The sequence below is a fragment of the Devosia sp. 67-54 genome, from assembly GCF_001899075.1.
In the GTDB taxonomy this organism is placed as follows: Bacteria; Pseudomonadota; Alphaproteobacteria; order Rhizobiales; family Devosiaceae; genus Devosia_A.
Genome location: NZ_MKVA01000008.1, coordinates 139406 through 151494 on the forward strand (window position 1 = coordinate 139406; position 12089 = coordinate 151494).

A 12089-nucleotide genomic window follows, 5' to 3' on the forward strand; every position below is an offset into this window, starting at 1 on the left:
CAAAGGGATAGGTGTATGCCCCAGGTCGCCCAGACGCTCTGGCTCTATATTCTCGTCGGCACCTTGGCGCTGACGCCGGTGCTGATGCTGCTCGGCAAGCTCTAGGGCGTTGCGAGGGAACGCGGCGCCGCTGAACCTCGAACCAGCGACCGGCTTCAGGCGGCGATCCGCTCGCTGACGCCTTCGGGCGTCAGTTCCACCACCACGTCGCCCGGCGCGATCACCGTCTTGCGGTGGGTGATGGCGAGGATGGTCATCTCGTCGGCCAGCGCGCGGATTTCGCCCATGATCTCGGCCTCGGTGCGCTCGTCGAGCGCCGAGCTCGCCTCGTCGAGGAACAGGATCTGCGGATCGGCATAAAGCGCCCGCGCAATGGCGACGCGCTGCCGCTCGCCGCCCGAGAGCTTCAGGCCGCGCTCGCCGATGCGGGTGTCGAATTTCTCCGGCAGCCCGTCGATGAATTTGGCGATCGAGGCGCGCTCGACAGCGCTGCGCAGCCGCGCCTCGTCCAGCGGCCGGCCGAGGATGATGTTGGAGGTGATGGTGTCGTTGAGCAGCATGATCTCCTGCGGCACGACGCCGATCACCGAATACCAGTCGGCCCGCGCGATATCGCTGAGCGGCACGCCGTCGATCAGCACCCGCCCCTCGCGCGGCTCCAGCGATTTGAGCGCGATCTTGAACAGCGTGGTCTTGCCCGAGCCGGTCTCGCCGGTGAGGAAGTTGAGCCGGCCGCGGCGCGCGGTGAAGCTCACGTCGGACACCGCCGGCTTGTCGCGATAGGCGTAGCCGACATGCTCGAAGACGATGCTGCCGGCGGCCAGCCGGAAATCCGGATGCGGCGCCACGTCGGGCTCCTCGGGCGCGCCCCACATCTTGGCGAAGGGGATGAAGCGCGAATAGGAGCGCAGCACGTCGTCGATCGACGAGCCGATGGTCTGGAACGGCCGGTTGAGCTGCAGCAGCAGTGAATCGAACAGCACCACGTCGCCGATGGTGAGCTCGCCGGCGCGGTAGCGCGGCAGCAGCACGAAATAGGTGATGCCGATCTGCGCCGCGAGCATGGCGCCGAACACCAGCGAGTAGAAGATGCGCCGCGTGGCAAAGCTCGCCCAGCTGTCGCGCACCTCGCGCGCCTGTTCGGCGAAGCGTCCGGCCACCCACTGGTCGCCGCCGAAATAGCGCAGCGTCTCCATGGCGTTGATCGAATTGCCGACGAATTTCGAATTGGCCTGGTCGGCCTTGATGGCGGCGTCGAGATAGGGCCGCGTCCAGCGGTTGGCGAAGAAGGTGAAGGCGATGAACGCCGCGCCATAGACGAAGACGATGACCACGATCTCGAGATTGATCGAGGCCCCGAGCACCAACAGCGTCAGCGTGATCTGGATGATGCCGGGGATCAAGACGATCAGCCCGAGCTGCACCAGCGTATAGACCGCGTTCTGGCCGCGCGACTTGGCCTGCTGGATCTCGGCCGGATTGTAGTCGATGAAGAAGTTGATGGTCTTTTTCAGCAGCCGCTCGAAGAACGCCGTTCCAGCGATGAAGTTGAGGTTCTCGGCGCTCATCATCGCCATGTAGTTGACCATGTTGCTGAGCGCCTGGCTGAGCCCGAACAGCAGGCCGTAGCCGACGAAGGCCCAGATGATGGTCTCGCCCCAGCTATCGGCGCGCAGCGTGTCGACGAGCCGCGAGAACACGTAGGGGGCGGCGATGCCGGCGGTCGCCGAGCAGAGCACGATGAACGCGACGCCCGCCAGCAGCAGCTTGGCCTCGTCCCAGTAGCGCCGGTAGATGTAGAGCATCGGCCCGAGCATTTCGGCCCAGGTCGCATCGAGCTGCTGCTCCTCGGCGGCGCCGCCGCGCGGACGGAAGGCGTTCTTGCCCGCGCGCGGACGGGAGCTGCTGGAGACGGACGGCATGGTCATTGGACGCCCAGATTTAGGGATGAAGCGGCGGATCGGCAAGGCGCGCACGCGGTGGTGAAGGCCGCGACGCGGCGCCGTCGTCGAGATGATGAAGCCCGGCTCGCTTGCGGCGAGTCGGGCTCCGACTGACCTGGAGGAGGTCGGTAGAGGAGTTCCTGCGCTCTGGCCGATCGATCCCGAGTGGGCTCGCTCGGCCAACCGCGGTCTTGTTTCCGCTCTGGCCGATCGATCCCTAAAGGGCTCGCTCGGCCAACCGTCGTTTCGCTTGCGCTCTGGCCGAGCGATCCCGAGAGGGCTCGCTCGGCCAACCGCGGTTTCGTTTGCGCTCTGTCCGATCGATCCCTAAAGGGCTCGCTCGGCCAACCGCGGTTTCGTTTGCGCTCTGTCCGATCGATCCCTAAAGGGCTCGCTCGGCCAACCGCTTTTATTCCGCCATGGCGTGGGCGCGTTCGAGGGCGACCTCGTCCTGCGACTTCGGCTTGGCGTTGGCCGGCGGTTTCTTGGGGCCGCGCAGCAGCAGGATCAGCGGGATGGCGCTGAGGCTGAGCAGCATCATCAGCCAGAAATCGTCGAGATAGCTCAGCATCGCCGCCTGCTGCGTGACGAGGCCGTTGATGATCGACACGATCTGCGGGTTGCCGGTGAGCAGGCTCGGCATCTGCGTGGCGACGGCCTGCGAGGTGGCGGTCAGCCGCTCGCCCAGCTCCTCGTGGTTGACCTGCATCATGTTGGAGAGCACGGCCGTGACGATGGAGATGCCGACGCCCTGCCCCATGTTGCGCACCAGGCTGAACATGGCGGTGCCGTCGGCGCGGAACTTCGGCGCCATGGTGGCGAACGCCATGGTCGAGAGCGGCACGAACACGAAGCCCATGCCGAAGCCCTGCAGCACGCCCGTCCACACCACCGGCCAGTAGTCCATCTGCAGGTCGAAGCCGGTCATGGCGTAGAGCGAGTAGACCATGAAGCTGGTGCCGAACAGCATCATGATGCGGGCATCGACCTTGCCGGTCAGCCGACCGACGATCATCATCGCCGCCATCGTGGCGAGGCCGCGCGGCGCCATCATGATGCTGGAAAAGATCACCGGATAGCCCATCAGGTTCTGCAGCAGCGGCGGCAGCAGCGCCAGGCCCGAGAACAGCGTGATGCCGACCACGAACATGAACACCGAGCCCAGCGTGAAGTTCATGTCCTTGAAGATGCGCAGGTCGATGAACGGCTGTTCCGCGGTGAACGAATGCACCAGGAACACCCACAGGCCGGCGACCACCAGGCCGAGCTCGAGCCAGGTTTCGGTGGCGCTGAACCAGCCATTGTCGGCGCCGCGGTCGAGCAGCATCTGCAGCGCCCCGACCGCCAGCGCCAGCATGGCGAAGCCGAAGAAGTCGAAGCGCCGGATCCTGATCTCATTCTTGGGCATGAAGGTGAGCAGCATGATCACGCAGACGACGCCGACCGGCAGGTTGATGAGGAACACCCAGCGCCAGTCGAAGCTCTCGGTCAGATAGCCGCCCAGCGTCGGCCCGATGATCGGGGCGACCATGATGCCCATGCCGTAGATGGCCATGGCCTGGCCAAAGCGCTCCTTGGGATTGATGTTGAGCATCACCGTCTGCGCCAGCGGCGCGATCATGGCGCCGCAGATGCCCTGCAGGATGCGGAACAGCACCATTTCGGGCAGGCTAGTGGCGATGCCGCACAGCGCCGAGGCGACGGTGAAGCCGATCACCGACGCCACGAACAGCCGCTTCTGGCCGATGCGGTCGCTGACCCAGCCGGTGAGCGGCGTGGCGATGGCGGCGGCGACGATATAGGAGGTGAGGACCCAGGTGATCTCGTTCTGCGCCGCGCCGAGCGAGGCGGCCATATGCGGCAGCGCCACGTTGGCGATGGTGGTGTCGAGCACCTGCATGACGGTGCCGAGCATCAGGGCGAGCGTCAGCAGGCCCTTGTGCTTGACCACGATGGTGGGCTGGGAGAGGTGCTGCGGTGCTTTGGCCATCGATGGCCTCCGAAACAAAAAGGCGGCGGGCGCGGGAACCGGTGTCCCCGCGCCCCGCGGATTACTTGCCGAGCAGCTTGTCGAGCGTCGAGTGGCCGGTATCGACCGTGACGTTGGCGCTCATGCCGGTCTTCAGCATGGCCACCTGCTGGCTGGGCGGGCATTCGATGCGCACCGGCAGGCGCTGCACCACCTTGACCCAGTTGCCGGTGGCGTTCTGCGCCGGGATCAGCGAGAACTCCGAGCCGGTCGCCGCGCCGATGCTGGCGACGCGGCAGTCGAGGTTGTCGCCATAGGCGTCGACCTTCACTTCCGCCGGCTGGCCGACCTTGATGTCGGCGAGCTGGGTTTCCTTGTAATTGGCCTCGATCCAGGTGCCGTTGGTTTCGACCAGCGTGGCGATGGTGGTGCCCGCGGCGACGAACTGGCCGGCATTGAGGCTCGAAACGTTGGCGACGATGCCGTCGGCCGGCGCCTTCACCGAGGTCTTGGCGAGGTTGCGCTCGGCGCTTTCGACCTGCGCCTGGGCGGCGAGCACCGCCGGATGCTGGTCGATGGCGATGTCCGGATTGCCGGCCAGCGCCGCGGTGGAGGCCGCGACCTGCTGCTTGGCCTGGTCGACCGCCGCCTGCGCCTGCTGCAGCGCCAGCTTGACGTCGTCGAGCGTCGAGTCGGAATTGACCCCGGACTCGACCAGCGACTGCTTGCGGTCGAACGCCGCCTGCCGGATCACCAGCGTCTGCTGCGCGGCCTTGAGCTGCACCTGCGCGGTGCCGTAGGCGACCTTGAGCTGCTCGACATTGACGCGCGCCGAAGCGAGCGCCGCATTGGCCTGGTCGAGGGCGATCTGGTAGGGCTGCGGATCGATGGTGAAGAGCACCGTTCCAGCCTTGACCGGCTGGTTCTCGGTGACGTTGACCGTCGTGATGCGGCCGGCGATGTCGGCGCTGAGCGACACCTTGGCCTGCTGCACATAGGCGTTGTCGGTATCCTCGTAGCGGCCGCCGGTGAGCCAGAAATAGCCACCGCCGACGACCAGCACGAGCGGCACCGCGATCATCAGGATCAGGCGGCGCGAGCCGCCCTTCTTCTTGGGCGCAGCCTCGGGCGCGGCGGCCTGCGGCGGCGGTGCGGACTGCGGCGCGGGAGCCTCTGCCGTGGTCTGGCCCTTCTCGGCGCGGGGCATGTTCACGATCGTCGCTTCCCCGGCCTTGGGTTCGGTAACGCGGGCGTTCATCAGACGGCTTCCTTCTCTTCGGCAGTCATATTGTTCAGATTGTTGCGGATGCAGATGAGGCCGGCGGCGATCTCGGCGCGCTGCGCCTCGTCCAGCCCGGCCAGGGCATTCTCGTAGAGCTCGCGTCCGACATGGCGGGCGGTCCTGACCAGCGCCCCGCCCTCTTCGCTCAGCCGCGCGAGCTTGGCACGGCTGTCGTTAGGATCGGGATAACGCTCGACCAGGCCACGCTTTTCCAGCCGGTCGAGGATGCCGCTCAGCGTCATCGGGTCGGTGTCGATGCAGCCGGCCAGCGACACCTGCGAGATGCCCTCGTTCTTGTGGATCTCGACCAGCGCGCGCCATTGCGGCAGCGTCACGCCGTGGATCCGCGCTTCGTCCTCGAAGCGCCGGCGGAACAGCCGCGCCACTTCGTGAACGAGGAAGCCGATGGACTTCTCCTTCTCGAAATGCGGATTGCTGAACTCCTGCTTCATCTTTTCCTACGTGTACTTATGGTAAGCGCACATATGATAAGCATGCGTAGAAAGTCAATTGCGCCGGGAACACAGCTGCCGCGACAATTCTGCATGGGTTAACCGGCGGCTAAGACCGGCCGGTTTCACATCGCCGTGCTACCCGCTTCGCGCGGCTCGGGCGGCGGCATAGGATGAGCGCCGCGTGTTTGAGGATGCCTCGATGCTCCGCCTGCTCGGACTGATCGCCGCGCTGCTCGCCTGCTACGCCGCCGTTCCGGCGGAGGCCATGCAGTTCTCCCTGCTCAACGACGGCAGCGGCGGCCGCATCGTGTCGGCGCGCGGCGTCATCGGCCCCGGCGATGCCGGCCGGCTGGCCCGCGCCCTCAGCCGCGCCAGCATCGACCGCCACGGCACCCGCGCGCTGTGGCTCGACAGCCCCGGCGGCAGCGTCGTCGACGCCATGGAGATGGCCGACGTGATCGGCGCGCTCGGCGTCACCACCGTGGTGCGCGGCAAGGCGATGTGCGCCTCGGCCTGCGCCAGCGTGGTGTTCGTCGCCGGCAAATATCGCCGCATCGACAAGGGCGGCCAGTTGCTGATCCATTCCTGCTTCGATGCCCGCAACGGCGAGAAGATGGACGAGTGCGACCTCGCCATCTCGCAGCGCGCCGCGGCCAATGGCCTCTCCGGCCGCGCCATGATGGCCTTCCAGGAGGTGGCGCCGGGACCGCGCTATGGCGTGCTGTTCAACGCCGCGGACGCCGCCTGTTTCGGCCTCACCCGGGCGCCCGGCAAGGCCGAGTTGGGCGACAACGCCCCCTGCGTCCGGCAGGTGCTGCACGCCGCGCGCAAGAAAAAGCAGTAGCTACGGCGCTTCCGGAAAGGCGTGCGCCACCCCGTTGGGGTCGGTGACGCGGTAGCCGCCGGGCACGGCCTCGACATGGTTCGGGCCGATCGGCACCTTGCCGTGGCCGCCCGGGATATCGAGCATGTAGGTCGGCTGGCAGAGGCCGGAGACGCGGCCGCGCAACTGCCGCATGATCTCCTGCCCGCGCGCCATCGAGACCCGGAAATGCGAGGTGCCGGGCGCCCGGTCGAGATGGTGCAGATAGTACGGCTTGACGTTGTGGGCGACGAGCGCGCGGAACAGCCCGGCCAGCACCGCCGCGTCGTCGTTGATGCCCCTGAGCAGCACGGTCTGGCTGAGCAGCGTGATGCCGCTGCGCGTCATGGCGTGGAGCGCCGCGATCGCTTCGGGCGTCAGCTCGTCGCGATGGTTGACGTGCACCGCGACATAGCGCGCGGCGCGCCCCGCGAGCGCCTCGAGCATGGCGCCGTCGATGGCGGCCGGCAGCACCACGGGCACGCGGCTGTGGAAGCGCACCACCTCGACATGCGGCATGGCGTCGATCTCGGCGAGCACCGCCTTGAGCTTTTTCGGCGGCAGATGGAGCGGGTCGCCACCGCTGAACACCACCTCCCAGATTTCGGGATGGCTGCGGATGTAGTCGAGCGCGGTCTCGACATCGTCCTTGCCCAGCGCCTCGCCGCCGGGCCCGACCTGCTCGCGGCGAAAGCAGAAGCGGCAATAGACCGGGCAGGCATGGGTGAGCTTCAGCAGGACGCGATCGGGGTAGCGGTGCACGATGCCGCGCACCGGCGAATGCGCGGCATCGCCGATCGGATCGACGATCTCGTCGGGCAGCGACACCGCTTCGGCGATCGTGGGCAGGTATTGCCGGGCCACCGGCCCGTCGGGGTCGGCGGCGATCAGCGCGGCCACCGGCTCGGTGACCGCCACGGCATAGCGCTCGGTGACGCGCTCGAGTTCGGGATCGGCATCGGCGCCGGCGAGGCCGCGCTGCTGCAGGCCCCTAAGCCCGCGGATCGAGCGGCGCGACGAAATCGGCGATACGGTGCCCATCGGCGCGCTGGCCATGGCGGACGGATCCGGTGCTTCTCGAAAGGATGGTGGGTGCGACAGGGATTGAACCTGTGACCCCCGCCGTGTGAAGGCGTGGGTCGTTCGCCAAAGGGGCTGTTTTCAGATGGTTGTCAACCTAGCCAGGCCCAAACTGATTGGTCTAACCCTGCCCAAGATGGCTAAGTCGGTTCGATTGAACCAAAGAGCACCGCCATCAACAGCGCAACCGCCGTCGGCCGGAGGTGGCCATGTGCCGGAAAGGATGTACCTTATGGTTGGCCGTCGGGCACAATAAGCTTGGGAAGCTTCTGCTCTACCATTGAGCTACACCCGCAACGGTTTGCTTCTTACTGGAGATGGCGCACGGAGCAACTGCATCGGAGCGGATATCCAAATTTGGTCGTTGGATTTTGACACCTCGTGGATCGGAAGCATCCACTGAACGACCTTCCCTTTGATGCGAGATTCCACCTGAACTTTCTGGACGTCGGTCATGTCGCTGAACGGGACGAACGCACGAGCTATCTCCCCATGAGGAGACAGGCCATCGGGAACTACCTAGGCTAGCATAGTTCTGCTCGATATGGCCACGGCTCCGACCCGAATGAGGTTGAACCACGGCAAATCGGTCCGATGCGGCAACAATGGGGCCACTTCACTACAGATCTGTATGCGCACTGACAGTCTGCTGCGAGATCGGAGACGTAGCTCTTGCGCAACCGGGCACTCCCGCCTGGTGCGTAAGGAGAAATATCGATGCGTATCAAACTCGCCGCCGTCCTGGCGTTCCTGTTGGCCGCGGCTGCAAGCTCGGCGTCGTTCGCCGTCACCTCGAGCAGCGCCGAGTCGTCGGCCTTGTCGGGCGCGACTGTCTCGGTGGCAGAGGCCGTGGCCGCAGTTGAAGCCAATGGCCAAGGCAAGGTCGTCGAGTTGGCCCTCGCCGGATCGGCGTCTGCACCAGTGTACAACGTCACCGTTCAGATGCCCGATGGTACGGAGAGCAATTTCACCGTCGATGCGAGGACCGGCAAGGTGGCGGCCAGCACGGACGTTGCCGACAATCAGGGAAATGCCGCCGATCCGGTGGAGCCCGAAGACGGCAACGGGGACGACAGCGCCGAAAGCGGTGAGAGCGGTTCAAACTAAGCGAAAGGCCCGGAGACCCCACGGTTTTTCGGGCCTCTCTTACAGAACTGTAATCCGGCTGCCAGTCGGTTGTGAGGTGGCCATCCTAACCCCGAACTGCGCCTGTCGCGGACAGACGCCCAACCCTTCGGATTCCCACATGAAGCAAGTCTTCCTCGCGATCGTGCTGATCGCGGTTCCGGTCGCGATGTTCAGCGGCTACGAGCTCTACACCGCCAACACCGCCGTCGCTGCTGAACGCGGCCTGGGCGACCTTTCGAACTTCAAGGCGATCATCGCTGATGTCCAGGCGCTCGTGGACAAGGGTGACATCGCTGGCGGGGCCAGGCGTATCACCGATTATGAGACCGCTTGGGACGGTGCCGAGACGGCGATCCGCCCGCTCAACCAGACGCAGTGGGGCAACATCGACTCCGCCAACGACGCGGCCTTCAGCGCCATCCGCAAGAGCAAGCCCGATCCGGCCGCCGTCAAGGATGCGCTCGCGACGCTGATGGCGACGCTCAATGATCCCAGCAAGGCCCCGTGAGGACAAACCATGACCGCAACCACCTTTCCCGGCCAGTCCGCCTATAATCGCGTTCCACGCGTGACACCTGACTTCTGGCTCATCAAGCTCATGGCCGTGACCATGGGCGAAACCGCTGCCGACTATCTCAGCGTGCAGCTCGGTCTCGGCCTGACCACTACCTCCCTATTGATGGCGGCGGTGCTGATCGCTGCACTCGTCTGGCAGTTCTGGCAGAAGCGCTACGTGCCGGCGCCGTATTGGCTGGCCGTCGTTCTGATCAGCATCGTCGGTACGCTGATCACCGATAATCTGGTCGACAATTTTGGCGTACCGCTCATCGTGACCACGATTACCTTCTCGATCCTACTTGCGATCACCTTCGTTGTCTGGTGGCGGATCGAGGGAACGCTCTCGATCCACACGGTCATCACGACACGCCGGGAGGCATTCTACTGGCTCGCAATCCTGTTCACTTTTGCACTCGGCACAGCCGCCGGCGACCTGGTCGCGGAGCAGTTCTCGCTTGGCTATCTTGCCACCGGGATATTGTTCGGCATGATCATCGCATCGCTGGCGATCGGATATTTCTTCCTGAAGCTCGATCCAATCCTGGGCTTCTGGCTGGTCTACATCCTGACTCGCCCGCTTGGGGCTTCGTTCGGCGATCTTCTGTCGCAACCACGGCAGTACGGTGGGTTGGGCCTCGGAACGATCGTGACCAGCGCGATGTTCTTGCTGATCATCGTGTGTACAGTGGTCTATATGTCGATCCGTAACCGGGACGGCGAAGAAGTTCTCGAGGCGGCGCGATAACGCGTAGGTCATCAATGCGCATCATGGTGGTCGAGGACGACCAGAGAACGGCGGAATATGTACGCAACGGACTGACGGAGGCCGGTCACGTCGTCGACAGCTTGACGGACGGCCGGGATGCCCTGACGCACGGCAGCCGGATGAAGTTCGACGTGATCGTGGTCGATCGAATGCTCCCGGGCCTCGATGGTCTGTCTCTGGTGAAGGCGCTTCGTGCGACGGGGGTCTCGACCCCCGTTATCTTTTTGACTGCGGTGAATGGCGTTGACGATCGAGTGGAAGGCCTCGAATCCGGCGGTGACGATTACCTGGTCAAGCCCTTCGCGTTCTCCGAGTTGCTGGCCCGGGTCAACGCGCTGGCGCGACGCCCACCGCAACAGGTGGAAAAGACGACACTGCAGATCGGTGCTCTCGAACTCGACCTCGTTCGCCGCACCTGCCGGCGCGAGGGTAAGCCGATCGATCTCTTGCCGCGCGAATACGCGCTGCTCGAATATCTGATGCGCAACGAGGGCCGGGTGGTGACCCGTACCATGCTTCTGGAACGCGTTTGGGACTTCCATTTCGACCCGCAGACCAGCGTCGTCGAAACCCATATCAGTCGGTTGCGGGCCAAGATCGACCGACCGTACGGGCAGCAACTACTGCACACCGTCCGCAATACGGGCTACGTGATGCATGACTAGCCTAGGGCTGCTCAAGAGCACGCCGTTCCGTGTCGCGCTCATCCTGGGCGCGACATTTTTCGTAGCCATGTTGATTGCCGGTTTCGCGGCGTTTGAGCTCATCGGCCGCGAACTCGAATCCAGGATGGATCAGACCATCGGCGACACGTTCCGGGTTATCGCCGAGTCCTATGGCGACAGCGACCAGGCTGATCTCATCGATTCGGTCACCAGCCATTCGAGGTCGACCCTCAATCACGATCAGATATATGGCCTCATCTCGGAGACGGGCGCCCGTCTTGCGGGTGATGTTCAGAGTTTGCCCAAGGCTAACGGATGGACGACGCAGACCGGACAGGAGCTCGGTCTTGCCGATGCCCAGTCGGAGCGGTTTCGGGTCTTTGTCGGGCAAGCCGGACTCAACCGCTTGCTCGTGGGCAGCAGTTTTGCGGAGACCCGCGAAGTCGGTCGACTGGCGCTGTTGATGCTGGCCTGTGCCGGGCTTGTGACATTCGTGATCGTGGTGGGTGCAGGAACCGTTTTAGCCACTCGGGCGCAAAAGCGGATCGATGTCATCGCGGCTACGATGACCAGAATCGGTCAGGGCGAGCTTGATGCCAGGATCCCGCCCGGACGGCGCAACGATGATATCGATCAGCTCACCCGACAGGTGAATGCCGCACTCGATCGGCTATCCGCATTGGTCGAGGGGATGCGGCAGGTCAGCGTCAACATCGCGCACGATTTAAAGACGCCGCTCAACCGCCTCGCGATCAGCGTCGAGTCGGCAACGCTCGCGAGCGATCGTGGAGAAAACGTCTCCGACCAGCTGGCTCAGGTTGAATTCGAAATCCATCGTATCAACTCGACGTTCGATGCCTTGCTCAGGATTGCTCAGATCGAGGCGGGCGCCCGGCGGGCGCGCTTTGTCCGCGTCCGGATGGGGGACATTCTCGACCGCATCGCTGATGCCTATGGCGATGTGGCCGATGAGGAACACCAGACTCTAGTCGTACGACGCCCTCCGGCGATGCCGGACATCGATGGCGACCAGGAACTGCTGATCCAGCTGAGCGCCAATCTCATCGAAAACTCGATCCGGCACTGCCCGCCCGGAACTCTGATCGAGGTCACCGGGGAGGTTCAGAACAGGCAGGTCATCCTGACCTTTGCTGACAACGGCCCGGGTATTCCGCCGGATGAGTACGACAAAGTCTTTCAGCGGCTCTATCGGTTGGAGAAGAGCCGAACAACGCCCGGCAGCGGTTTGGGCCTCAGCCTGGTCAGGGCGATCGCCGATTTGCACGGTGCCAGCATTGTTGTCAGCGACCGCGCGCCGGGTCTCGTCGTAACGGTGGCTTTTCCGACCGTCGGGATCGTCTAGCAGTATTCGGCGGCAGCC

General features: G+C 64.7%; 11 protein-coding genes. 6 read left to right on the forward strand and 5 right to left on the reverse strand.

The window, feature by feature from the left end; all coding sequences use genetic code 11:
- Positions 1–155: 155 nt before the first annotated feature.
- The 4 genes from BGO82_RS13880 to BGO82_RS13895 all read right to left on the reverse strand — a co-directional run bounded on the left by BGO82_RS13880 (position 156) and on the right by BGO82_RS13895 (position 5646).
- Positions 156–1928 carry an ABC transporter ATP-binding protein gene (locus tag BGO82_RS13880; RefSeq protein ID WP_291306200.1) on the reverse strand — a complete coding sequence of 591 codons (1773 nt, stop codon included), beginning with the start codon at positions 1926–1928 and terminating at the stop codon, positions 156–158.
- A 424-nt stretch (positions 1929–2352) separates the two neighbouring features.
- The gene (locus BGO82_RS13885) at positions 2353–3933 is read right to left on the reverse strand and encodes a DHA2 family efflux MFS transporter permease subunit (protein ID WP_291306201.1); all 1581 of its coding nucleotides are present in this window, start codon (positions 3931–3933) and stop codon (positions 2353–2355) included.
- 61 nt (positions 3934–3994) lie between these two features.
- A complete protein-coding gene (locus tag BGO82_RS13890) occupies positions 3995–5170 on the reverse strand; it encodes an HlyD family secretion protein (protein ID WP_291306202.1) in 1176 nt (391 codons plus the stop codon).
- The gene (locus BGO82_RS13895; RefSeq protein ID WP_291306203.1) at positions 5170–5646 is read right to left on the reverse strand and encodes a MarR family transcriptional regulator; all 477 of its coding nucleotides are present in this window, start codon (positions 5644–5646) and stop codon (positions 5170–5172) included. The genes BGO82_RS13890 and BGO82_RS13895 overlap by 1 nt, the downstream gene beginning before the upstream one ends.
- A 202-nt stretch (positions 5647–5848) precedes the next feature.
- Here BGO82_RS13895 and BGO82_RS13900 point away from each other — a divergent pair, with 202 nt between their 5' ends.
- Positions 5849–6493 (forward strand): ATP-dependent Clp protease proteolytic subunit, encoded by a 645-nt coding sequence (locus BGO82_RS13900; RefSeq protein WP_291306204.1) that lies wholly within the window; start codon positions 5849–5851, stop codon positions 6491–6493.
- Here the strand turns inward: BGO82_RS13900 and BGO82_RS13905 are convergent, their stop codons facing one another.
- Positions 6494–7567 (reverse strand): lysine-2,3-aminomutase-like protein, encoded by a 1074-nt coding sequence (locus tag BGO82_RS13905; RefSeq protein WP_291306205.1) that lies wholly within the window; start codon positions 7565–7567, stop codon positions 6494–6496.
- A 741-nt stretch (positions 7568–8308) separates the two neighbouring features.
- Between BGO82_RS13905 and BGO82_RS13910 the strand changes: the two genes are divergently transcribed.
- The 5 genes from BGO82_RS13910 (at position 8309) to BGO82_RS13930 (ending at position 12071) form a co-directional block, all read left to right on the forward strand.
- On the forward strand, positions 8309–8698 hold the full coding sequence (locus BGO82_RS13910; RefSeq protein ID WP_291306206.1) for a PepSY domain-containing protein: 390 nt from the start codon (positions 8309–8311) through the stop codon (positions 8696–8698).
- A 139-nt stretch (positions 8699–8837) separates the two neighbouring features.
- A complete protein-coding gene (locus BGO82_RS13915) occupies positions 8838–9227 on the forward strand; it encodes a hypothetical protein (RefSeq protein ID WP_291306207.1) in 390 nt (129 codons plus the stop codon).
- Between the two features lie 9 nt (positions 9228–9236).
- Entirely contained in the window at positions 9237–10022 is a 786-nt protein-coding gene (locus tag BGO82_RS13920) for a hypothetical protein (RefSeq protein ID WP_291306208.1), read from the forward strand.
- Between the two features lie 14 nt (positions 10023–10036).
- A complete protein-coding gene (locus BGO82_RS13925) occupies positions 10037–10708 on the forward strand; it encodes a response regulator (protein ID WP_291306209.1) in 672 nt (223 codons plus the stop codon).
- Positions 10701–12071, forward strand: coding sequence for a HAMP domain-containing sensor histidine kinase (locus tag BGO82_RS13930; protein WP_291306210.1), 1371 nt, complete (start codon positions 10701–10703; stop codon positions 12069–12071). The genes BGO82_RS13925 and BGO82_RS13930 overlap by 8 nt, the downstream gene beginning before the upstream one ends.
- Positions 12072–12089 lie beyond the last annotated feature (18 nt).